This window comes from uncultured Jannaschia sp. (assembly GCF_947494055.1).
In the GTDB taxonomy this organism is placed as follows: domain Bacteria; phylum Pseudomonadota; class Alphaproteobacteria; order Rhodobacterales; family Rhodobacteraceae; genus Jannaschia.
The window spans coordinates 1-20,713 of sequence record NZ_CANLTR010000035.1; the positions used below are offsets into that span (position 1 = coordinate 1).

Sequence of the window (20,713 nt, forward strand, 5' to 3'; positions counted from 1 at the left end):
ATCCTCCTCAAAAGGATGAATCACACCGCCTCCCTCATGGGAATCCCCACGATTCATGTTTCGGCCGAAAAGCTCTAGGCTGGTCGTTCTGGACTGCACGAACCCGAAGCCGAAAAGCTAGAATCCGCCGAGGCGGTCGCTCGTGCGTCCCGCAGCATCGGAAATAAGGTCCGACGCTTTGGGCGCAGCGATCGCGTAATTCGCCGGCTCCGGTCAGGTAAGCGATGGACCGGAACCGGTCGACGCTTGGTCCAGCATTCTTCCGAGCACCACATCGCGCCGCATGGGGGCTTGGCCAAGGACGCTTATCTGACACGCCACTCAGGTAAGCCGGCCTACCAGTGCTCGCCGCGCGGGGCCTCCTCCTTCTGCACCGCGTGCGGCGGGGTAACGGCCGGGCCGGGGGGCATCCCGATCTTGTGACGTTCCGCCCTGAGCGCGAGGAAGAGGCACCAGCACATCGCTAAAACGACCAGGGTGAACGGAATGCCCATGGATACCGCCGCGCCTTGCAGCGCGTTCAGCCCGCCGCCGAGGAGCAGCGCGATCGCGACGAGGCCCTCGAAGGTGCACCAGAACACCCGCTGCGCCACCGGTGCGTCCATCTTGCCGCCCGCCGTGATCGTGTCGATCACGAGGGAGCCCGAATCCGATGACGTCACGAAGAAGACCACGATGAGAACGAGGCAGACCGGGGCCACGATGCCGTAAAGCGGAAATTGATCGATCATGCGGAAGAAGGACAGCTCTGGCCGGTATGCCACGACGACATCCTTCGCGCCCTCGTATCCGGCCGCAAGCTGCTCGAGGGCCATGCCGCCGAAGACGCTCATCCAGAGCGCGCAAACGAGCGAGGGCAGGAGCAGGACGCAGACAATGAATTCGCGCACCGTCCGCCCCTTGGAAACGCGGGCGATGAACATCCCGACGAAGGGCGACCAGGCGATCCACCACGCCCAGTAGAAGGTCGTCCAGCCGTGCATGTAGCCGGTGTCCTCGCGGCCGAAGGGGTTCGAGAGCGCAACATAGTTGGTCAGGTAATCCACCATCGTCCCGCCGAACCGTCCAAGCAGTGTGAGCGTCGGCCCGAGGAGCAGGACGAAGAAGAACAGCGCTACGGCAAGCCACATGTTGATTTCGGCGAGCCGCTTTACGCCGGCATCCATCCCGAGCATGACCGAGCCCAAGGCGACGGCGGTAATGACCAGAATGAGGACGACGATCCCGGTCTGCCCGATCTCCATCCCGAAGACGTCCGTCAGGCCGGCCGCGATCTGCTGAGCGCCTAGTCCCAGCGTCGTCGTCAGACCGAAGAGTGTCGCGAAGACGGCGAGGATGTCGATGGCATGCCCCCACCAGCCCCAGACACGTTCGCCGAGGACCGGATAGAAGGCCGAACGCAACGTAAGCGGCAGGCCGAGATTGTAGCAAAAGATCGCGAGGCTCAGCCCCACGACCACGTAGACGGCCCAAGCCGAGAATCCCCAGTGGAAGACGGTGCCCGCCAGTCCCATGTTCCCGATCGTTCCGTCCGCATTGGTCGGGTCGATCCCGAGAGGGAGCGTATTCAGCTCGGGCAGGGAGTAGTACATCGGCTCGAGCACAGAGAAGAACAGCAGCCCGATCCCCATCCCTGCCGAGAACAGCATCGCGATCCAGGATGGATAGCCGTAATCCGGCACCGCCGCGTCGCCGCCGATCCTGACCCGCCCGAGCGGCGATACGGCGAGAGCGAGGCAGAATACGAAGATGATGTTGACCGCCATCATCAGGAACCAGTCGAAGGTGCTCGTCAGCCAGGGGCGCAGCCATCCGAAGAGTTCGGCCGACCCTTCCTGATTCAGGAGCGCGACGGCGACGAACAGGACGATCGAGATGCTGGAGATCAGGAAAACCGGGTTGTGGATATCGAGGCCGAAGGGCCGGATATTATCCTGTCCGAGTTCGTAATCGGTCTCGTATGTCACCCTGTCCGGCGCCGATGGCCGTCCTTGGTGCATTTCCTCGAGATGGTCCGTCTCGCTCATGCTACCCTCCTCCGTTTCCCGTGAAGCGCGGGAGTAGGCATAGCAGAGCACATTGCGGCTCTTGTCACAACGCGCGAACGCATTTGCTCATGGTTTCGACCTCGTCCAACGGAGCTCCGGGCTCGGTCGAGAAGGGTCGCAGCCGTGATGCCGGCGCGAACGAAGTCACCCGATACTTGCCGCGATTCGATTGGCCGGCACACGGAAGCGTATGCCGGCCATCTTTGTGTTCACCCTGCGTAGCGCTGGAAGTCGGCGTCGGAGACGTCGTCGGAGAGGTCGAGTTCGAAGGCCTCGACGTCGCGGTCGTCGCGGTCGGGGGCGGCCTTCGGCTTGGCGTGGGTCGCGGCCACCCGCGGCGTCCTCGCGGGGGCGGCCGGCGCGTTGGCCGCGGCGGCCTCGATCTCGAAGTAGGAGATCACGCCGCTAAGCTGCTGCGACTGGCTGGCCAGCTGCTGGCTGGTCGCCGCCGCGGTCTCGGCGGTGTTGGCGTTCTGCTGGATCACCTGGTCGAGCTCTCGGATCGCCTGGTTGATCTGCTCGGCACCCACGTTCTGCTCCCGCGTCGAGGCGGAGATCTCGGCCACCAGATCGGCCGTGCGCTGGATGTTCGGCACCAGCGTCTCCAGCATCCGGCCGGCCTCGCCCGAGACGTCGACCGTCTCCGCCGAGAGCTGGCTGATCTCGGCCGCCGCCTGCTGGGAGCGCTCGGCGAGCTTGCGCACCTCGGAGGCCACGACCGCGAAGCCCTTGCCGTGGCTGCCGGCGCGGGCGGCCTCGACCGCGGCATTGAGTGCGAGCAGGTCGGTCTGGCGGGCGATCTCCTGGATGATGTTGATCTTGTCGGCGATGGTCTTCATCGCGCGGACCGCGTTGGCGACCGAATCCCCGGACTTGCGGGCATCGTCAGCGGACTGGCTGGCGATCTTCTCGGTCTGGCTGGCATTGTCGGCGTTCTGGCGGATGTTGGCGGTCATCTCCTCGATCGAGGCGGAGGCTTCCTGCGCCGCCGAGGCCTGCTGGGTCGAGCCGCTGGAGAGCTGCTCGGCCGTCGCCGACATGCTCGAGGCCCCCTGGGCCACATGCGCCGCGCTGGCGCTCGCGTTCGAGATCACCTCGCGCAGCTTCAGCGTCATGTCGCGCAGCGCCAGACCCAGACGGTCCTCCTCCGAGCGCGGCGTCACGTCGGCACGAAGGTCGCCCTTCGCAATACGCTCGGCCGAATGGCTCATCGCCTTGAGATCGACGCCGGTCTTTTCGATCTCTCCGAGGAGATGTCCGATTTCATCGCGGCGTTTGGTGGATGTATCGACCTCGAGGTCTCCGCGCGCGATTCCGCGTACGGCGTCGACCGCCTGATTCAGGCCGCGGTTCAGGGCCTTGGTAAAGATCAGCCCGAGGCCAATGGAAAGAAGGAGAGGGATAAGCGCGATAAGGAGGGACCGGCGGGCAAATGCCATCCATTCGCCGACGAGCTTCGCCTTGCTGACGCCGACATAGAGAATGCCGTCGATATCTCCGGTCGCGTTCCGGATCGGAAAATAGACGGTGTAATAATTCGTGCCGAGAATGTTGGCCTCTCCCCGGAACGTGGTTCCCGACGAGACGACTGGATGAACCGCGCCTTGCGCGCCGAGCACCGTACCGACAGCCCGGTTTCCGTCGGGTTTGATGATGTTCGTGCTGCGCCGAACGAATTCGCCTTGTGTCCCGTCCCAAACGAAGATGGTCGCGGTCTCGCCAGTGAGCTCACCGACGAGGTCGATCAGGGAATGCTCCGAAAAGTCCGGTGCCTCGCTCCACGTCAGTGATTCCAGGGCCCCATCGGCCGTACGCTCCGCTTCGATATCCGGAATGCTGATCTCAACGATTTCCGCGGCGGTATTGAGGCTTTCCTCGAGCCGTTCAGTCGTGGTGACTTTCGCGGTGTACCAAATGTTTTCTCCCACGAGGATTGTAGCGGTTCCGACTGTAACGCCGATGACGACGGCGAGGATCTTTGTTCTTAGCGAATGTATCATCACACCTGATTCTCTCTAGTTCCGTACGGGTGTCCCACCCTTCGCACGAGGGTCTTCGCTAGTTCGAAAGCGTAAAAAAAGATGTAAACGGAAAGCCTTCCACAGGCCTGATCGATCATCAGACGATTTGCATTCCATCAGATGGGCGAGCGTTCTCAGCAAGGCTCAGGGTCGATCGGTGTCCGGGCCCGTAAATGACAGCTATAGCGAGGACTGTGCCGGAGAGGGCGGTTTTGGAAGAACGGTCGATGCGGGTTCCGATCTGCCCCAGTCAAGCGGGCGAACACCAGAGAGTATATCGAAACCGTCTGGGCCATCCGGCCGCGTGATCTTCTAAGCTCCTTCCGCACAGCATGAGACTTGGGTCCCCTCCTGAAAGGGTGCCCGATTCGATCGGGGTCTAGCGCAAGTTCGATGATCAGCGAGCGAATGTTAGTCAAAGGCCGACACGGCGCCCCCCGCGTTCATGCATTCGCTTTCCTGTCCGTCAGGCCGGTTGAGGCTTTGGTCGTTCTCGCAATTTGAGCCGATCCGATCCGATCCACCCGCCCGCCCGCAGGGATCCTGCGTAGATGCTGGCGCGCGTCTCGTGCGGGCAGACGGAGCTGCAAGCCATTCAAATGCGACGTAAAGTCGAGGAAATGACCGCGCTGCCGTTAGGGTTCGCTTAAGCCCCGAACTCTAAGACGGCCCATGCCGAGAACGGCAGTTACGGGGAACCCCGAAAAGGGCGCTCCGAAGGACAGAATGTCGAGCCATCCGCGAAGGCGGACGTCACATGCCTGCGAAGCAGGCGCATTCAAAGGAACACACCCATGACCAGCATTCTGACCAACAACGGCGCGATGGTCGCGCTGCAGACCCTGAAGTCGATCAACAGCAACCTCGCCGACACGCAGAACCAGATCTCGACCGGCAAGGACGTCTCCTCCGCCAAGGACAACTCCGCCGTCTGGGCGATCTCGAAAGTCATGGAAGCCGACGTTTCGGGCTTCAAGGCCATCTCCGACAGCCTCTCGCTGGGCGAGTCCACCGTCGCCGTCGGCCGCAACGCCGCCGAGACGACGACCGACCTTCTGACGGAGATCAAGAACAAGATCACGTCGTCGCAGGAAGCGAACGTCGACCGTGGCAAGATCCAGGGCGACATCTCGGCCCTGACCGACCAGATCGAAGCGGTCGTGGGCGCGGCCCAGTTCAACGGCCTGAACCTCATCGACGGCAGCGCCGCGAGCCCGGTCAAGGTCATGGCTTCGCTGGACCGCGCGTCCGACGGAAGCGTGACCACGCGCACGATCGACGTCAACGCGCAGAACCTGAGCCAGACGGCTGCCACCGCCGGTGGACTGGGTGGGGCGGACCCGACCACGGCCGCCACCGTCGCAGCGGGCGCCACCGAGGTCGTCGCGACCTTCACGAGCACCGACGCCAACGCTGTTGATGCCGGACGAACCTTCCAGGGCGGGATCGCCGGGATGTCGGAGGACGTTACCTACGTTGCGGGCGAAGGTGACAGCCTTAACGACGTGAACAAGGAGATGGCGCTCCGCCTCAACGTTCAGGCGGCCAAGGACGGTCTCGACGTCAGCTTCGCGGTCAATGACTCGGGCGATATCGAGATGACCAACAATACGGATGCGGACATCGCAGTCGCGGCAGCCGATTTCGCCGAAGCCTTGGACAATGGCACCGAAAGCGACGGTGTCGCCGGCGGCAAGCTCGACATGCTGGCGGGTATCGACGTCTCCACCGAGAACGGCGCCAAGGCAGCCATGGTCGCCGTGGAAGGTCTGATCCAGAACTCGATCGACGCCGCCGCGTCCTTCGGTTCGGTCGAGAATCGCATCTCGATCCAGAACGACTTCGTCGGCAAGCTGTCCGACTCGATGAAGGCCGGTATCGGCAGTCTCGTCGACGCCAACATGGAAGAAGCCTCGGCCAAGCTGAAGGCGCTGCAGACGCAGCAGCAGCTCGGCGTCCAGTCGCTGTCGATCGCCAACCAGGCGCCCGGCGCGATCATGTCGCTCTTCCGCTGATCTGAACGACCCGCCCGCCCCGGTTCATTCGGGGCGGGCTTCTCTTTGGACTACGGTGCAAAGCGCCGGACCTTCGCCCCCCGCCTCCGTCCAGGGGCGCGAAGCTCGCTAAAAGTGAGTTATCCAATTCATGGGCTACCCCCAGCATGCCGCCGCGGCCTATGCCGCCATCGACCCCTGCCTCACCACGCCCGGCCGCGCCGAAGCCATGGTCTTCGCCAAGATCACGCGCCGGATGCGGGCGGTTTTCGCCGACGAGTCCGCCACCATCTCGGCTCGGGTCTCCATCCTGCACGACAACCGTCGCCTCTGGCACGCAGTGGCGCTGTCCTGCGCCTCGGACGCCAACGCGATGGCGCCGGAGCTCCGCGCCAGCCTGATCGGGCTCGCCGGCTTCGTCGATCGTCACACCAGCGCCGTACTCCGCAAGGAAGGCGAGCCCGAGGTCCTCTGCGAGATCAACCAGCGCATTGCGGCGGGCCTGTCCGTGGGAGCGACGTAACATGGCCGGTCTCATGCTGAAATTTCCCGCCGGCGACCGCATCGTGGTCAATGGCGCGGTGATCGAGAACGTGGGACGTGGCGCGCGGCTGCGCCTCCTGACCCCGGACACGCAGCTCCTGCGGTTGCGCGACGCGGTCGATCCCACCAAGGCGACGACCCCGGTCAGCCGGGTCGCCCATACCGTGCAGATGATGCTGATCGGCGAGATCGAGCCGCGGGAGGCGCTGGACGAGGTGCTCGCCGCCCTCGTGCCGCTGCGACACGCCTTCGTGGCCGATATGGACCGGGATTGCATCGACCAGATCGTGGCCCATCTGCGCGATGGGCAGTTCTACCAGGCGCTGCGCCTGCTCGGACGGTTGCGCAAGAAGGAGGCGGTCCTGCTGTCGCTCGGCGCGTCATGAGCTTCCAGCCGTTCGTCCCGACCGGCGGACTGGCCGGGTGGCGCTTCCTGCAATCCACGATGGAGACGCAGAAGGCGGCCCATAGCAAGAGCCCGGTCATACAGCGCGACCTGGACTATTTTCGCGAGAAGATCGGTCAGATCGACACCCCGGAGGAGCTGGTAAAGGATTACCGGCTCCTTTCCGTCGCGCTCGGCGCGTTCGGCCTCGAAGAGGATCTCAACTCGAAACACCTGATCAAGCGGGTTCTGGCGGAGGGTGTCGACGATCCGAAATCGCTCGCCAACAAGTTGTCCGACAAGAGGTATCGGGACCTGAGCCGCGCCTTCGGGTTCGGCGACTTTCCGGTCCCGAACACCAAGGTGTCGGATTTCGCCGACAAGATCGAGGCGTCCTACAAGGATCGCAAGTTCGAAACCGACATCGGGTCGACGGACGAGACCATGCGCCTTGCCCTAAATGCCAAACGGGAGCTCGCCGCGCTCGGCGAAGGTCCGGAGTCGAACCGGACGAAATGGTTCACCCTGATGGGAACTCCGCCCCTGCGGAAGGTCATGGAGACGGCGCTGAACCTGCCGACCTCGTTCGGGGCGCTCCCCATCGAGCGTCAGCTCGATACCTTCATGGCGCGCGCGGAATCCCGGTTCGGGACCGCCGACCTGGCCGAGCTCGGCAAGGGAGAGACCCTGGACAAGGTGGTCGATCGCTTCACGATCATGGCCGGCATGTCGAACGAGAGCGCGGTCACTTCCCCCTCGCTGATGCTTCTGCGCGGTTACTGACCGGTCATGGCCGCGTCACGGAGCGTGTCGCGGCCTCACGCCGTCCGTCCGGTGTAGGGTTTTCCCAGAAGGCCGCCCAGAAGCCGGAAGCCGTCGCCGGGTCGGGCCAGTCCCTGCGCGGTGAAGATCTCGTTCATGCGCGGGACGAGGGCGGTCGCGCGATCGATCTCCGCGTTCGCGCCCTTTTCGTAGAGCCCGGAGCTGACCATCAGGTCGCTGCGATCGTGAATGCCGAGGATCTTGCGAGCCTCGGCAATGATCGCGTTTTCCTCCCGCGTGGCGACTTCCGGCAGCGAGCGGGAGACGGAGCGGAGCACGTCCACGGCCGGAAAACGCCCCGCTTCCGCAATCTCTCGCGACAGCACGACGTGGCCGTCCAGCTGGCCGCGGGTGATGTCGGCCACTGGCTCCTCCATGTCGGAGCCGGCGACGAGGACGGAGAAGATCGCGGTGATGTCCCCCTGCGCGTCCACGCCCGGCCCCGTCCGTTCGCAGAGCGCGGCGAGGAGCGGCGTGAGGCTCGCGGGATGGCCGCGAAGAGCCGCCGGCTCACCGGCGGCGGTCGCGACCTCCCGATGCGCTTCGGCGAGTCGGGTGACGCTGTCGCAGAGGTAGAGAACCCGTCGACCCTTGTCCCGGAAATGCTCGGCCACGGCGAGCGCGGCGAAGGCGCAGCGGCGGCGTGTGTTGGCCGGCATGTCGGAAGTCGCGGCGACGACCACGGTGCGCGCCATCCCCTCGGGCCCGAGGATGCGGCGCACGAAGTCGGAGACCTCGCGCCCGCGTTCGCCGACGAGCGCCAGGACGCAGATATCGGCCTCTATCTCCCGGGCGAGCGAACCCAGCAGCGTGGACTTGCCCACACCGGACCCGGCGAAGAGGCCGATGCGCTGACCGGCCGCGATGGGCAGCATCGTGTCGAGAACCGCGAAACCCGTTCGCTGCCGCGCGCCCATGCCGCGCCGACGGGCTGGCGGGGGCGGTTCGGCATGAAGTGGCACGGGCACGCCGGTGCCGAGCGGGCGACCGTCGAGCGGCTGGCCGAACGGATCGACGATGCGGCCGATCCAGGACGTGTCGGGGGCGATACGGGGCGGTCCCGCCGGACGGACCGCAAGGCCGATCCGCAACCCCTCCGCGGCCCCGTAGGGCGTCGCCCGAAGCGTGGTGCGGTCGAGGCGGGAGACTTCGGCGCGCAACGTCTGCCCGCCCGCCGCGTCGATGACGAGCTCGTCGCCCAGAAGCGCGTGGTCGGAGAGGCCCTCGACGACGAACCCAGCCGGATCGAGACTCGCGATCCGGCCGAGCGGATAGCTCTGCTCGATGACCGCGACCTGCGCCCGCAACGGGCCGAACGGATCGGGGGCGGGCGCGTCTGCAGGGCTCTCGTCAGGCTCGTTCACGGACGATCTCCATCTGTTATGCAACGGTTTCTAAAGGAATCAGTCTTAAGGCATCGTTTCACGGACGACGAAGGAGTTCGCCAGTGAACGAGATGCCCGCCATCATGCGACTCGCCGCAGGATCCGCCAAACAGGCGGCCGCGCGGCAGGCCGTCATTTCCGGCAATGTCGCGAACGCCGACACGCCGGGCTTCCGGGCCCTCGATCTCGCACCGTTTTCCCCCGACGACGATTTTGGCCTGCGCCGCACGCATCCGGGGCATTTCGCGGGACGAGAGGGTCGCACGGAAGCCTTCGAGCTGCAGGACGTCGCGGCCGATCCGAACGGAAACACCGTCGATCTCGAGGACCAGGTCCTGCGCGGTATCGACGCCGCACGGCAGCACGACCGTGCGCTCACCGTCTATCGCAGCGCGCTCGGCATGATGCGCGCCGGCCTCGGGCGGTCCTGATCATGGCCGAATTCTCGAGTGCCCTCTCGGTTCTGTCCAGCGGCATGCGCGGGCAGGGGCAACGCCTGCGTCATATCTCCGAGAACATCGCGAACGTCGACACGCCCGGCTATCGCCGCAAGACCATCGAGTTCCGCGCGGCCGTCGAGGACGGACGCCGGAGCGGCGCCATCGAGGCCGGTCCCGTCCAGCTCAAGCGCGGAGACCTGCCGCGCATCCACGATCCGGCACATCCGATGGCCGACGCGGAAGGCTACTACGACGGTTCCAACGTGGAGCTTGTCACCGAGCTCGCAGACGCCCGAGAGGCGCAGCGCAGCTACGAGGCCAACCTGAAGATGTTCGAGCAGGTTCGGCGCATGTCGACCGAGCTCTACGGGCTCCTCAAACGCTAGGACCCCACCCCCGCCAACGAGACGAGACGACCCATAGGAGGCCAGAATGGACCTTTCACCAATTCAGGCGGGCCTGGCCGGCACGCCCGTATCCAAGCCGAACGCCGCGACGAAGGCCGCCGCCGGATTTGCCGACATGCTTCGCCAGGCGGAGTTGCAGGCCGAGGCGGCCGTAACCGGCGGCGCCGATCCGCATGCGCTCGTCACCGCGCTGGCCGAAGGCCAGCTCGCCGTCGACACGGTGGCGACGATCCGCGACCGCGTGGTCGAGGCCTATCAGGAAATACTTCGGATGCAGGTCTGAGGACCGCGCCCGATGTCCGAGCTTCTCTTCTTCGACACGCTTCGCCAGGGCCTCTGGATCGCCGTCCTGATCTCGACGCCGATCCTGGCCGTGGCGCTCGTGGTCGGCCTCGCGATCGGCCTGCTGCAGGCGCTTACCTCGATCCAGGAGATGACGCTGACCTTCGTGCCGAAGATGGCCGCGATCCTCGCCGTGTTCTGGGGGACGATGGGCTTCATGACGCTGACGCTCGGACGCTACTTCACCGACACGATCGTGCCCATCATCCAGGGGTTCTGACGACATGACGGACGGCATTTACACGACCATCGGCCGCCAGACCGGGTTGCTGCGCGAGATCGACGTGATCGCGCAGAACATCGCGAACGCCAACACGACCGGCTACCGCGCCGAGGGGCTGATCTTCTCGGAGCACGTGACGCGGACCGGGCGTGACAATCCCTCGATCTCCTTCGCCAGCGCCACGGGGAAGCAGACCCGCTTCGAGCAGGGCGGTCTGGAGCAGACCGGGGGATCCTTCGACCTCGCCATCGAGGGCGAGGGCTATTTCACGGTGGACGTGGACGGCGCCACGCACCTGACCCGCGCCGGCGCCTTCGTGGCGGCCGCGGACGGGTCGCTGCAGACGCCGGAGGGCTATCCGCTGCTCGACGAGGGCGGCGCACCGGTCTTCGTGCCGCAGAACGCCCGGTCGGTCAGCGTCGGCACGGACGGGACGCTTTCCGCCGACGACCAGCCGATCGCGCGTGTCGGCGTGGTGCTGCCCGACGATGCGGGTTCGATGACGCGCCGGGCGGGCACGATGTTCGCGACCGAGGAATTCCAGCCGGTCGAGAACCCGCGCGTCGTGCAGGGCTTCCTCGAGGCGTCGAACGTCGATCCGGTGATCGAGATCGCGCGGATGGTCGAGGTCCAGAATGCCTACAAGATGGGCCAGGACTTCATGGACAAGGAGCACGAGCGGATGCTCGCCATGCTCCGCCTGATGGATAGTTAACAAGGAGCGGCAGAATGCGCGCACTCAGCATCGCGGCGACCGGCATGGCCGCCCAGCAGACGCGGGTGGAGGTCATCTCCAACAACCTCGCGAACATGAACACCACCGGCTACAACGCCCGCCGGGCCGAGTTCGCCGACCTGCACTACCAGCAGGTGACGCGCGCCGGCTCGATCAACGCGTCGAACGGCGCGATCGTGCCCGCTGGCGTGCAACTCGGCCTCGGCGTGCGGCCGACGGCCGTCGCGATGGAGGTCGCGCAGGGCGCGCTGGCCGAGACGGGCGGCGATCTCGACGTGGCGATCGAGGGGCGCGGCTACCTCGAGGTGACGCTGCCCTCGGGTGCGTCGGCCTATACCCGCGACGGCGCGCTCAAGCGGACCGGCGAAGGGCAGCTCGTCACCTCTATGGGGCACCCCGTCGTGCCGGACGTCACCATTCCCGCCGATACCCGGTCGATCACGATCAACCCCGAGGGCGAGATCTACGCCTACTTCATCGACCGGGTCGAGCCCGAGCTGCTCGGTCAGCTGTCGCTCGTGAACTTCTCCAACGAGAAGGGACTCGAGGCGCTCGGATCCAATCTGTACGGCCAGACGGGCGCCTCGGGCGACCCGCTCGTGGGCTTTCCCGGGGAGGATGGGCTTGGCTTCTTCCGCCAGGGCTATCTCGAGGACAGCTCGGTCGACGCCGTGCGCGAGATCACCGACCTGATCGAGGCGCAGCGCGGCTACGAGATGAACGCCAAGGTCATAACCGCCGCCGACCAGATGATGTCGGCGACGACGCAGATCCGATGATCCGGCTGGTTGCCCTTCTCGCATTCCTGGCCGGCCCGGCCCTTGCGGAGTCGGTGATGGTTGTCGGTCCAGTCCGTGCCGGCACGGTGCTGACGGCCGACGACCTCGCCTTCACCGACACGGCCGCCGAGAACGGGTTCGAGGACCCGCGCGACCTCGTCGGTCTCGAGGCGCGGGTGAACCTCTACCCCGGACGTCCGGTCCAGACGCGTGACGTCGGACTGCCCACGGTCGTGCAGCGCAACGCCACGGTCCCTCTCGTCTTCAACCGCGGCGGACTCACCATCACCCTCGAAGGCCGCGCGCTCGGCCGCGCGGGCGAGGGCGAGCCGGTCCGCGTCATGAACCTGTCCTCCCGCAATACGATCACCGGTATCGCCACGTCCGATGGCGCCGTGGTCGTGAACTGAACCAGAACGGTCGGAGCCCCAGATGAAGAAACTGTCACTTGTCATCCTCTGCGCCGCACTCTCGCTCGGCGCCTGCGGTCGTATCAAGGATGTGGGGCAGGCCCCCCAGCTGACGCCGGTGCAGCAGAGCAACGAGAGCCTCGCGATGGCCGCGCCGCAACCCATCGACATCCTCGCCACGCGGGATCCGCTGCGTGCGGCATCGCTCTGGACCGGCGGGAAGCAGTCGCTTCTGGGCGATCACCGGGCGCGGAATCGCGGCGACATCCTCACCGTCGTCGTCGAGATCGACGACCGCGCCGAGATCGACAACGCCACCAACCGTTCGCGCAGCGGGTCGGAATCCATGCAGGTCCCGCAACTCTTCGGCGTGCCGCAGAACCTTCAGGATCGTCTACCCGAAGGCGCGAGCCTCGCCGACGCCGTCGATCTCGGCTCCTCCAGCACGTCGAAGGGGCAGGGCGGGGTGCGCCGGAAGGAACGCCTGACCGTCCGCCTCGCGGCCACGGTCATCAACGTCCAGCCGAACGGCGTGCTCCAGATCGAGGGGAGGCAGGAGGTCCGCGTGAACTTCGAGCTTCGCGAGATGCTGGTGACCGGCTACGTCCGGCCCGAAGACATCTCCCGCCAGAACGAGATCACCTACGACAAGATCGCCGCCGCACGCATCTCCTACGGTGGCCGGGGCCAGATCACCGACGTCCAGCAGCCGCGCTACGGCCAGCAGGTCGCCGACATCATCCTGCCGTTCTGACATGGGCAAGCTGATCCCCATCGCCGTGATCCTCGTCGCACTGCTCGGAGGCGGTGCGGCGGGATACCTCCTGAAGCCTCCGCCCGTCGAGGACGAGCACGCGGAGGAGGTCGATCCCATGGCCAAGCCGGAGAAGGACGCGCTGGCCGAGCCGTCCGCCGTGACCTTGCGCGACGCCTTCGTGGTGCCTGTCCTGCGCGACGGTCGGGTCTGGAGCAACGTGATCGTGACGCTCGGCGTGCGGTCCGAACAGACGCCGGAGGAGAAGGTGCTGTCGCGCGAACCCGTCCTGCGTGACGGCCTGAACCAGGCGCTCTTCCTGCACGGCAGCCTCGGCGGGTTCGATGGCGACTTCACGGAGCCCCGCGCGATGGAGCGGCTGCGCAAGCGGCTCGACGAGGTGGTGATGCGCCACCTGTCAGACGAGACGGCACGCGTCCTGATCGTCTCGCTGGCGCGGCAATCGGCCTGAGCCGCCCCCTCGGGGCGCGCGGTTCAGGACTTCAGACGATCCTTCAGCTTTCCAAGCACTATAGCCCTCGCGCGGTCCCGCGCGAGGGTTTCGCGTTGCGGTTGCGCGACGGCGTTGAGCCGGGCGACCTGCGCGTTCAGCATCGTCACCTGCTGCCGGCGCCAGCGGTTCCACCGATCCTGCATCTGCGCCTCGCCGATCGAGGCGGGCGGCTCGGGCCGAGCGTCGCGGAGGGCGTCGGCGCGGCCCTCGAGTTCGTCGATCAGGCCCTGGATCTTGGCCAGCCGCGCCGCCGAACGGTCGGTACGCAGGTCGGCGATGCGGCGCAGCTGGTCCAGCTCGGCGGCCTTCTTCGACGGACGGCTCATCCTTCCTTCTCCTGCATCATGGCGCGCGCGAAGCGGACGGCGACGGCCACGGCGGCGAAGTGCTCGCGGTCGATGGGATCGCCGATCTCGACGGTCGCATGCAGCGCCCGCGCGGTCGGCGGATCGCTGTAGATCGGTACGTTCGCCTCCTTCGCCGCCTCGCGGATGCGGAGCGCGACGTTGTCCACGCCCTTGGCGAGGCAGACCGGCGGCGACGGGTCCGCGGGCGACCATTTCAACGCGACCGCGTAATGGGTCGGGTTGACGATGACCACGGTCGCGTCCGGCACGTCGTGGATCATCTTGTTCATCGCGATTTCCTGCGCCCGCTGACGCCGCTTGCCCTTCATGTGCGGGTCGCCCTCGGACTGCTTCATCTCGTCGAGCACTTCCTGCCGGGTCATCATCTGCTTCTTCATGAAGGAATGGTGCTGCCAGAAGTAGTCCACCGCCGCGATGGCCCCCGAGACGAGCACGACGGCGAGCGCGAACTCCGCCAGGAGCGCCGGCATCATCGCGCCCACGGCGCGTGGGTCGCTCGCCGCCGCGCCGACGATCTCGTCCGCGTGGCGGGTGAGGAACCACGCCAGGAGCCCGCAGAAGACGAGCATCTTCACGCCCGACTTCGCGAACTCGAAGAGCCCGGTCGGCCCGTACTTGTTCTTGGCGTTGCTGAGGATCGAGATGCGCGAGAGCTTCGGCTTGAGCTTGTCCGGGGCGACGACGAAGGCCCGTTGCGCCAGGAGGATGACGATCACGAACAGCGCCGCCGGCAGGGCGATGAGTCCGATCACGGTCACGGATTCCACAAGCACCGCCGCGCTTTGGTTGGCGCCGCCGGTGCGCAGGGGATCCGACAGGCTTTCCGCCCGGAGGAGTAGCGTGCCGCCCAGATCGACGATCCGCTGAGAGACCGGCGACGCGATCGTGAACAGACAGACCAGGACGCCAAGATAGCTCCCCCAGGTCGAGAGGTCCTGCGACTTGACGATGTCGCCCTTCTCGCGCGCCTGGCGGAGCTTCTGCTCCGTCGGTTCGTGGGAGCGTTCGGCGCCGTCGTCCTGACTCACGGCATGCCGCCCGCGATCGGGTCGCCGAGCGCGGCGAGCATGGCGGATTTCCACACCGTCAGGATGAGCGGGGCGGACAGGAACAGCAGGACCGCGCTCGCCCCGGTGATCGCGGGCGCGCCGACGAGGGCCACCATGAGCTGCGGCATGGCGCGGTTGATGACCCCCATCGCAGCGTTGTAGAGCAGCGCCGCCAGCGCGAAGGGCGCCGCCATGCCGAAGGCCAGCGCGAAGGCCTGCGCCACCCGGGCGACCCCCCATTCCGCCAGATCGCCGCCCGCCGGCACCAGTCCCATCGGCAGCACGTCGTAGCTGCGGATCAGCATGTCCACGAGCATCAGCGGCAGGCCCGACGCCATCAGCAGCGCGAGTCCCGCGAGATTGAGGATGTTGCCCATCGCCGAGGACGGCTCCGCGCCGCCGAAGATCTGCGACAGCGAGGTGAGCTGTGCCGCCATCATCCCCGCCATCGTCAGCGCCATCGCCACGAAGCGCAGCACCGCGCCGAGGGCGAGGCCGATCGTCAGCTCGACGGCGATCAGGCCCGGCGGGACCGCCTCGGGCTGCACGACCGAGGGTGCGACGGCGGCCGACAGGGCGAAGGCCGCGACGAGCTTGACGCGGACCGGGATCATCCGGTCGCCGAGCCCCGGCACCAGAAGCATCATGCCGCCGATCCGCAGGAACGTCGCGAAGAACTGCATGAAGACGGGCAGCGCCGCGTCGTGGAGCGCCAGCGCCCCTTCGATCATGCGGCGACAGACCCGACGATGGCGGGCGACATGTTGTTGCCGATCTCCTCGTAGGCGATCACCGGGTTCGACAGGCCGCGCGCCGCCATGACGTCGTGCAGGAACCGGCGACGACGGGAGGAGGTGACGATGGCCGCGTGGCTGCCCTGCTCGGCCACCCGGCCGATCCCTTCGGCGAGACCCTTGGCGAGCTTCTGAAACAGCTCGGGCGGAAGCGCCACGTCGCTGCGCCCGCCCGCCCCGTCGAGCCGATGCTGCTCGAACGTGGCTTCCCAGTCCGGCGCGAGCTGGATCAGCGGCAGCGTGCCGTCCGGGCGCTTCAACTCCGCGGTGATCTGCGCGGCGAGACGCTGGCGGACATGCTCGGCGATATCCTCGGGGGAGAGCCCCATGTCACGACGCTCGGCGATCGCCTCGAGGATCACCGGCAGGTTGCGGATCGAGACCCGCTCCGCCAGCAGCAGGCGCAGGACGGCGAGGAGGAGTTCCGGCTGCACCTTCGACGGCACCAGATCCTCGAGCAGGCGCCGGTTCGCGACGGAACGCTCAGGCGAGGAGACTTTCGTGAAGGCGTCGAGCAGGCGCTGCAGGCCCTTGAGCCCGAGCAGCGTCGGGAAGTTCGACTTGATGACCTCGAGGAGGTGGGTGGCCAGCACCTCGCCCGGGGTCACGATGGTCTCCCCGATCAGGTCCTCGGCGGCGGACGCCGGAATCCAGCGCGCGGGTGCGCCGTAGACCGGCTCCTTCACGTCGCGGCCGGGCACCGTCTCGGGCGAGCCCGCGCCGGTCAGCATCAGCACGTGGTCGCGCTCGAGCCGGTCGCAGGCCATCTCCACGCCGTGGATGCGGATGACGTAGGTGCCGCCGGGCAGGCCCTGATCGTCGGTCAGCCGGATCTCGGGCAGGATGACGCCGAACTTCTCGGCGATGTGGTCGCGAAGGCCGGTGATGCGGGATTCGAGCCCGTTCGACGGATCGAGCGCGAGGTCCACGAGGTCGAGCGAGAACTCCACCCGGATGTCGTCGAGCGCCAGGACGTCGCCGATTTCCCGGTCGGGCATGGCCTGCAACTCCTCGACCGGTTCCGGCTCGGCGGCCTTCAGGTCGGATTTGCGGCGCAGCCAGGCGCAGCCCGCGAGGATGAGCGCGCCGGCCGTGAAGGGCAGGAAGGGCAGGCCGGGGACGAGGGCGAAGACCATCATGATCCCGGCCACCGTGGCGAGCGCGGCCGGCTTGCGGCCGATCTGCGCGACGATCTCGATATCGACCGCGCCCTTGCCGCCGCCCCGCGCGAGCAGGAGGCCCGAGGCGATGGAGATGATGACCGCCGGGATCTGCGACACGAGCCCGTCGCCGACCGTCAGGATCGCGTAGGTCTCGACGGCCTGACCGATCGGCATGCCATGCGCGATCATCCCGGCGGAAAGGCCGACGACGAGGTTCAGGATCGTGATCAGAAGGCCCGCGACGGCGTCGCCCTTCACGAACTTGGAGGCACCGTCGAGCGAGCCGAAGAACGTCGTCTCCGCGAGGTCGGTCTCGCGGCGGCGCTTGGCCTCCTCGTGATCGATCGCGCCCGCCGACATGTCGCTGTCGATGGCGAGCTGCTTTCCGGGCATCCCGTCCAGCGCGAAGCGCGCGCCGACCTCGGCCATCCGCGTCGCGCCCTTGGTGATGACCATGAAGTTCACGATCAGCAGCACGCCGAACACCACGAGCCCGAGCGCGATGGAGCCGCCCATCACGAAGCTCGCGAAGCCCTCGATGACGTGGCCGGCCGCATCGGTGCCGGTATGGCCCTGACCGATGATGAGCTTGGTCGACGACACGTTCAGCGACAGCCGCAGCATCAGCGAGGCCAGCAGGATCGTCGGGAAGGCCGAGAAGTCGAGCGGCCGCTCGATGAAGAGCGTCGTCGTGAAGATCAGGATCGCCAGCGCGAAGCTTGCCGAGAGGCCGACATCGAGCACCCAGGACGGCATCGGCAGGATCATCATCAGGATGACCGCCATCAGGGCCACGGCCATCATCACTGTGGGCTGGAAGATCGATCTCATGGATTCGGGCTCGCGGCGCAGATCTCGGGATGGCTTTCCTCTAGTCGGCGGTTGGTTAATCCCCGGTTACGAGGGGGCTTCCCTATCGAGCAGATCGGCGAGCAGCGCCCCCAGACGCTCGCTGTCGCGAAGCACGCGCTCGGCGGCGGCGAGGTCGGTCTCGGGCATCGGCGTGGCGTTCCGCTCGACGATGGCGGCGGCGACCTCGCCGCGGATCGCCGCGTCCTCCGCCTCCGCCACCTGCACGAGGTCGCGCGCGAGCCACGGATCGGTGGCCGGCTCGTCGGTGACTTCCCGCGGACGGTCGGGCGTTGCCCGGCCGGCGAAGCGGGCGGCGGCGTCAGGCAAGCCGATCGCCGCGAAGAGCGGTTGCAAACGGGGGTCCGCCCGCCGTTCCGGCGTGAGGTAGGGCCGCAGACGGGCCAGGAACTCGGCGGCCACGGCTGGTTCCAGACGGCCGACCACGACGTCGAAGACCGGATCGGCCGGCACGCTGCCATCGGCGACGAAGCCCACCGTCTCGACCGGCCGCCGCGAAAGGGCGAAGGCGGTGGCGAGCGTCAGGTCGAACTGCGCCTTCTCCGGGCCGGGCGGGATCGAGCCGCGCAACGCCATCGCGTTGACGAGGTGAATGTCCTCGCTCGCCACACCCTCCTCATTGGCACGCGACAGGATCGTCCGCACCGCCGTGATCGCGTCCGCGTCGGTCCCGGCCGCAGTGACGTCGTCCACCGCGACCTGCAACTCGGGCGTCTCCGGGTCCTCGTGGATGCCGGTCAGCAGGTCGTCCTCTCCGACCAGAGCGAGCCGTGCGCCGAGACGTCCCTTCAGATCACGCCAGCGTTCGAGGGGCAGACGATCGACGAACTCGACCAGCCGCTTGCGGTCCGCGCGTTCCCAGCCCTTCGCCGGATCGGTATCCAGAAGGGTGACGAGCGTCGTGGCGGGACCGCAGGCCGGGTCGAGCTCGGCCCCGTCGGGGCGAGGCAGATCGTCGAGCGCGGCGGCGAGGGGTGGGATGTGCGGGGCGGACCTGTCGGCCTGATCGGCGATCTGCAGCGCCTCCGCGCCGAACCCGGCGGCGAGGTAGGTTTCCGCGAGATCGATCAGGCGGTCGGGTTCGAACCGATCCTCGCCGTCGAGGACCTCCGCCATCGCCCCTTCGAGTTCACCGAACGCCTCGTTCGGATCACGCAGCAGGATTTCGGTTGCGACCACCTCGAGATCGCAGGACGCAGCCAGGGGCGCCTCGGAGTCCGCCTTGGTCTCGGGCAGGACGAACGGCCGGTCGCGGACCTCCATGCGCCGCACTTGCGGCGGGATGCCGGCCGACTCGTCCGGTGCCTCGACCTTCTGCGTGGCGGGGCGTTTCGGCTCCGGGTCGGCGGCAGGAAGCCGCGGAAAGGCCAGGGACATCGGCAGCAGCTCATAGGGCAACGGCAGGACGCTCCCGACGACGGCGGGAGCGGGACGCTTTGGCAGCGGGTCGCCGTCGACCACGTCGATGACGATATGGCCCGAACCGATCTGGCTCACCTCCACGGGACAGTTGCAACCAAGGTCGAGGATCACGGCTTCTGGCGCCTGGGTCACGTCTCGCAGGCGGGTCCGCGGAATGCGCAGGAATATCTCGGCGAGATCTAGATCCGGCGATGGCGCGAAGGCGATGCGGGCCTCGCCCGCCCAGGGGCGCTCGATCGTCCATTCCAGCGGCTCCCCGCTCGGGAAGACGAGCCGCGAGAACGTATCGTGCTCTCCCGACCGGACCCGGACGGGTTCCGCCAACGCGCAGACCGGCAGGACGGCAAGGGTTGCAAGTACAGGGGCAATCCGCATCAGGCGGCCGCCTTCCGCGCCTTCAGCGCCTCCTCCAGTTCGGAGAAGCTGGGCCGCATGTGGGTGGGCGTGCGCTGGCGGCCGACCTCGATACAGATATTGGTGGCGTGGTTGTGCAGGTTGGCGACCAGCACTTCCTGAATGAGCGAGTAAAAGTTCGCATCCTGCTCGCCGATGGCTTTCAGCCGGGCTGCGAAGGGTCCGACGAGGCCATAGGCCAGGAACACGCCGAGGAACGTCCCGACGAGCGCGCCGCCGATCAGCTTGCCCAGGACCTCGGGCGGCTGGTCGATCGAGCCCATCGTCTTGATCACGCCGAGCACGGCCGCGACGATGCCGAGCGCGGGAAGCGCATCCGCCATACCTTGCAGCGCATGGCTCGAATGCATGGTGTGATGGAGGTTCTCCTCCATGCGCGTCTCCAGCACCTCCTCGACCTGGTGGGGGTCGTCGTAGTTCATCGACATCGCCCGCAGCGTGTCGCAGATCATCGCGATCGCCTCCTTGTCCGAGAGGATCTTCGGATACTCGGAGAAAACGGCGGATTCCTCCGGCTTCTCGATATGCTCCTCGAGGCCGACGGCGTCCTGTCGGCCCAGGCGGACCAGCTCATAGAGCAGGCAGAGCAGGTCGCGGTAATCGTCGGGCTTCCATTTCGGACCCTTGAAGACCTTGCCGATGTCCTTGAGCGTGTGTTTGACCTCGGACATCGAGTTGCTGATGAGGAAGGCACCCACGGCGGCGCCCCCGATCATGATCATTTCGAAGGGCAAGCTTTTCAGGATGATACCCATCTTGCCGCCGGCCAGAAGATAGCCGCCGAAAACCATCACGAAGATGCAGACAACTCCCGCAATTCCGCCCATGAT

The 20,713-nt window shown here is 66.8% G+C and carries 22 protein-coding genes and 1 pseudogene; 13 read left to right on the plus strand and 10 right to left on the minus strand.

Features of this window, described 5'->3' with window-relative positions; all coding sequences use genetic code 11:
• Positions 1-335: 335 nt before the first annotated feature.
• The 3 genes and pseudogenes from Q1A87_RS18390 to Q1A87_RS24265 form a co-directional block, all read right to left on the minus strand.
• The gene (locus tag Q1A87_RS18390; protein WP_299654715.1) at positions 336-2,027 is read right to left on the minus strand and encodes a BCCT family transporter; all 1,692 of its coding nucleotides are present in this window, start codon (positions 2,025-2,027) and stop codon (positions 336-338) included.
• A 230-nt stretch (positions 2,028-2,257) separates the two neighbouring features.
• A complete protein-coding gene (locus Q1A87_RS18395; protein WP_299654718.1) occupies positions 2,258-3,259 on the minus strand; it encodes a methyl-accepting chemotaxis protein in 1,002 nt (333 codons plus the stop codon).
• A gap of 93 nt (positions 3,260-3,352) precedes the next feature.
• Positions 3,353-4,048: pseudogene (locus Q1A87_RS24265) on the minus strand (Cache 3/Cache 2 fusion domain-containing protein); the annotation flags it as partial.
• A gap of 815 nt (positions 4,049-4,863) precedes the next feature.
• Here Q1A87_RS24265 and Q1A87_RS18405 point away from each other — a divergent pair.
• The 4 genes from Q1A87_RS18405 (at position 4,864) to Q1A87_RS18420 (ending at position 7,774) form a co-directional block, all read left to right on the plus strand.
• Positions 4,864-6,084, plus strand: a complete 1,221-nt coding sequence (locus tag Q1A87_RS18405; protein ID WP_299654724.1) for a flagellin — start codon at positions 4,864-4,866, stop codon at positions 6,082-6,084.
• Between the two features lie 130 nt (positions 6,085-6,214).
• Positions 6,215-6,586, plus strand: a complete 372-nt coding sequence (flaF, locus tag Q1A87_RS18410) for a flagellar biosynthesis regulator FlaF (protein ID WP_299654727.1) — start codon at positions 6,215-6,217, stop codon at positions 6,584-6,586.
• A 1-nt stretch (position 6,587) separates the two neighbouring features.
• Positions 6,588-6,992 (plus strand): flagellar biosynthesis repressor FlbT, encoded by a 405-nt coding sequence (locus Q1A87_RS18415; RefSeq protein WP_299654730.1) that lies wholly within the window; start codon positions 6,588-6,590, stop codon positions 6,990-6,992.
• The gene (locus Q1A87_RS18420) at positions 6,989-7,774 is read left to right on the plus strand and encodes a DUF1217 domain-containing protein (protein ID WP_299654733.1); all 786 of its coding nucleotides are present in this window, start codon (positions 6,989-6,991) and stop codon (positions 7,772-7,774) included. Before Q1A87_RS18415 ends, Q1A87_RS18420 begins: the two co-directional genes overlap by 4 nt.
• Positions 7,775-7,809: 35 nt before the next feature.
• Here the strand turns inward: Q1A87_RS18420 and Q1A87_RS18425 are convergent, their stop codons facing one another.
• Entirely contained in the window at positions 7,810-9,177 is a 1,368-nt protein-coding gene (locus tag Q1A87_RS18425) for a FliI/YscN family ATPase (RefSeq protein ID WP_299654736.1), read from the minus strand.
• Positions 9,178-9,269: 92 nt separating this feature from the next.
• Here Q1A87_RS18425 and Q1A87_RS18430 point away from each other — a divergent pair, with 92 nt between their 5' ends.
• From Q1A87_RS18430 to Q1A87_RS18470, 9 genes are read left to right on the plus strand one after another with little or no spacing between them, the layout of a single operon-like run.
• Positions 9,270-9,629: a flagellar basal body protein gene (locus tag Q1A87_RS18430; protein WP_299654820.1), complete on the plus strand. Its 360-nt coding sequence runs from the start codon at positions 9,270-9,272 to the stop codon at positions 9,627-9,629.
• A 2-nt stretch (positions 9,630-9,631) separates the two neighbouring features.
• Complete coding sequence (flgC, locus tag Q1A87_RS18435; RefSeq protein WP_299654739.1) at positions 9,632-10,024, plus strand: flagellar basal body rod protein FlgC; 393 nt, start codon at positions 9,632-9,634, stop codon at positions 10,022-10,024.
• Between the two features lie 46 nt (positions 10,025-10,070).
• The gene (locus tag Q1A87_RS18440; protein WP_299654742.1) at positions 10,071-10,328 is read left to right on the plus strand and encodes a flagellar hook-basal body complex protein FliE; all 258 of its coding nucleotides are present in this window, start codon (positions 10,071-10,073) and stop codon (positions 10,326-10,328) included.
• Between the two features lie 12 nt (positions 10,329-10,340).
• Complete coding sequence (locus Q1A87_RS18445; protein ID WP_299654745.1) at positions 10,341-10,607, plus strand: flagellar biosynthetic protein FliQ; 267 nt, start codon at positions 10,341-10,343, stop codon at positions 10,605-10,607.
• A gap of 4 nt (positions 10,608-10,611) precedes the next feature.
• The gene (locus tag Q1A87_RS18450) at positions 10,612-11,325 is read left to right on the plus strand and encodes a flagellar hook-basal body complex protein (RefSeq protein WP_299654748.1); all 714 of its coding nucleotides are present in this window, start codon (positions 10,612-10,614) and stop codon (positions 11,323-11,325) included.
• A 14-nt stretch (positions 11,326-11,339) separates the two neighbouring features.
• On the plus strand, positions 11,340-12,125 hold the full coding sequence (gene flgG / locus Q1A87_RS18455) for a flagellar basal-body rod protein FlgG (RefSeq protein WP_299654751.1): 786 nt from the start codon (positions 11,340-11,342) through the stop codon (positions 12,123-12,125).
• Complete coding sequence (gene flgA, locus Q1A87_RS18460) at positions 12,122-12,535, plus strand: flagellar basal body P-ring formation chaperone FlgA (protein WP_299654754.1); 414 nt, start codon at positions 12,122-12,124, stop codon at positions 12,533-12,535. The genes flgG and flgA overlap by 4 nt, the downstream gene beginning before the upstream one ends.
• A gap of 22 nt (positions 12,536-12,557) precedes the next feature.
• The gene (flgH, locus tag Q1A87_RS18465; RefSeq protein WP_299654757.1) at positions 12,558-13,289 is read left to right on the plus strand and encodes a flagellar basal body L-ring protein FlgH; all 732 of its coding nucleotides are present in this window, start codon (positions 12,558-12,560) and stop codon (positions 13,287-13,289) included.
• A gap of 1 nt (position 13,290) precedes the next feature.
• A complete protein-coding gene (locus Q1A87_RS18470) occupies positions 13,291-13,761 on the plus strand; it encodes a hypothetical protein (RefSeq protein WP_299654760.1) in 471 nt (156 codons plus the stop codon).
• A 23-nt stretch (positions 13,762-13,784) separates the two neighbouring features.
• Here Q1A87_RS18470 and Q1A87_RS18475 read toward each other — a convergent pair whose 3' ends face one another.
• The 6 genes from Q1A87_RS18475 to motA form a co-directional block, all read right to left on the minus strand.
• Positions 13,785-14,129, minus strand: coding sequence for a hypothetical protein (locus tag Q1A87_RS18475; protein ID WP_299654763.1), 345 nt, complete (start codon positions 14,127-14,129; stop codon positions 13,785-13,787).
• Complete coding sequence (locus tag Q1A87_RS18480; RefSeq protein ID WP_299654766.1) at positions 14,126-15,199, minus strand: flagellar type III secretion system protein FlhB; 1,074 nt, start codon at positions 15,197-15,199, stop codon at positions 14,126-14,128. Before Q1A87_RS18480 ends, Q1A87_RS18475 begins: the two co-directional genes overlap by 4 nt.
• On the minus strand, positions 15,196-15,951 hold the full coding sequence (locus tag Q1A87_RS18485) for a flagellar biosynthetic protein FliR (RefSeq protein WP_299654769.1): 756 nt from the start codon (positions 15,949-15,951) through the stop codon (positions 15,196-15,198). The genes Q1A87_RS18480 and Q1A87_RS18485 overlap by 4 nt, the downstream gene beginning before the upstream one ends.
• Positions 15,948-18,008, minus strand: coding sequence for a flagellar biosynthesis protein FlhA (locus Q1A87_RS18490; protein ID WP_299654772.1), 2,061 nt, complete (start codon positions 18,006-18,008; stop codon positions 15,948-15,950). The genes Q1A87_RS18485 and Q1A87_RS18490 overlap by 4 nt, the downstream gene beginning before the upstream one ends.
• Positions 18,009-18,074: 66 nt before the next feature.
• Positions 18,075-19,844 (minus strand): hypothetical protein, encoded by a 1,770-nt coding sequence (locus Q1A87_RS18495; protein ID WP_299654775.1) that lies wholly within the window; start codon positions 19,842-19,844, stop codon positions 18,075-18,077.
• Complete coding sequence (motA, locus tag Q1A87_RS18500) at positions 19,844-20,710, minus strand: flagellar motor stator protein MotA (RefSeq protein WP_299654778.1); 867 nt, start codon at positions 20,708-20,710, stop codon at positions 19,844-19,846. Before motA ends, Q1A87_RS18495 begins: the two co-directional genes overlap by 1 nt.
• Positions 20,711-20,713: the final 3 nt, after the last annotated feature.

What these genes read in the sequence shown, in the direction of transcription:
- flgG (WP_299654751.1), top strand. Translation starts at nt 11,340, where the DNA reads ATGCGCGCACTCAGCATCGCGGCGACCGGCATGGCCGCCCAGCAGACG.
- Q1A87_RS18495 (WP_299654775.1), bottom strand. Translation starts at nt 19,844, where the DNA reads ATGCGGATTGCCCCTGTACTTGCAACCCTTGCCGTCCTGCCGGTCTGC.
- flgA (WP_299654754.1), top strand. Translation starts at nt 12,122, where the DNA reads ATGATCCGGCTGGTTGCCCTTCTCGCATTCCTGGCCGGCCCGGCCCTT.
- Q1A87_RS18405 (WP_299654724.1), top strand. Translation starts at nt 4,864, where the DNA reads ATGACCAGCATTCTGACCAACAACGGCGCGATGGTCGCGCTGCAGACC.
- motA (WP_299654778.1), bottom strand. Translation starts at nt 20,710, where the DNA reads ATGGGCGGAATTGCGGGAGTTGTCTGCATCTTCGTGATGGTTTTCGGC.
- Q1A87_RS18420 (WP_299654733.1), top strand. Translation starts at nt 6,989, where the DNA reads ATGAGCTTCCAGCCGTTCGTCCCGACCGGCGGACTGGCCGGGTGGCGC.
- Q1A87_RS18445 (WP_299654745.1), top strand. Translation starts at nt 10,341, where the DNA reads ATGTCCGAGCTTCTCTTCTTCGACACGCTTCGCCAGGGCCTCTGGATC.
- flgH (WP_299654757.1), top strand. Translation starts at nt 12,558, where the DNA reads ATGAAGAAACTGTCACTTGTCATCCTCTGCGCCGCACTCTCGCTCGGC.
- Q1A87_RS18475 (WP_299654763.1), bottom strand. Translation starts at nt 14,129, where the DNA reads ATGAGCCGTCCGTCGAAGAAGGCCGCCGAGCTGGACCAGCTGCGCCGC.
- Q1A87_RS18390 (WP_299654715.1), bottom strand. Translation starts at nt 2,027, where the DNA reads ATGAGCGAGACGGACCATCTCGAGGAAATGCACCAAGGACGGCCATCG.
- flgC (WP_299654739.1), top strand. Translation starts at nt 9,632, where the DNA reads ATGGCCGAATTCTCGAGTGCCCTCTCGGTTCTGTCCAGCGGCATGCGC.
- Q1A87_RS18470 (WP_299654760.1), top strand. Translation starts at nt 13,291, where the DNA reads ATGGGCAAGCTGATCCCCATCGCCGTGATCCTCGTCGCACTGCTCGGA.
- Q1A87_RS18485 (WP_299654769.1), bottom strand. Translation starts at nt 15,951, where the DNA reads ATGATCGAAGGGGCGCTGGCGCTCCACGACGCGGCGCTGCCCGTCTTC.
- Q1A87_RS18490 (WP_299654772.1), bottom strand. Translation starts at nt 18,008, where the DNA reads ATGAGATCGATCTTCCAGCCCACAGTGATGATGGCCGTGGCCCTGATG.
- Q1A87_RS18395 (WP_299654718.1), bottom strand. Translation starts at nt 3,259, where the DNA reads ATGAGCCATTCGGCCGAGCGTATTGCGAAGGGCGACCTTCGTGCCGAC.
- Q1A87_RS18440 (WP_299654742.1), top strand. Translation starts at nt 10,071, where the DNA reads ATGGACCTTTCACCAATTCAGGCGGGCCTGGCCGGCACGCCCGTATCC.
- Q1A87_RS18450 (WP_299654748.1), top strand. Translation starts at nt 10,612, where the DNA reads ATGACGGACGGCATTTACACGACCATCGGCCGCCAGACCGGGTTGCTG.
- flaF (WP_299654727.1), top strand. Translation starts at nt 6,215, where the DNA reads ATGGGCTACCCCCAGCATGCCGCCGCGGCCTATGCCGCCATCGACCCC.
- Q1A87_RS18430 (WP_299654820.1), top strand. Translation starts at nt 9,270, where the DNA reads ATGCCCGCCATCATGCGACTCGCCGCAGGATCCGCCAAACAGGCGGCC.
- Q1A87_RS18415 (WP_299654730.1), top strand. Translation starts at nt 6,588, where the DNA reads ATGGCCGGTCTCATGCTGAAATTTCCCGCCGGCGACCGCATCGTGGTC.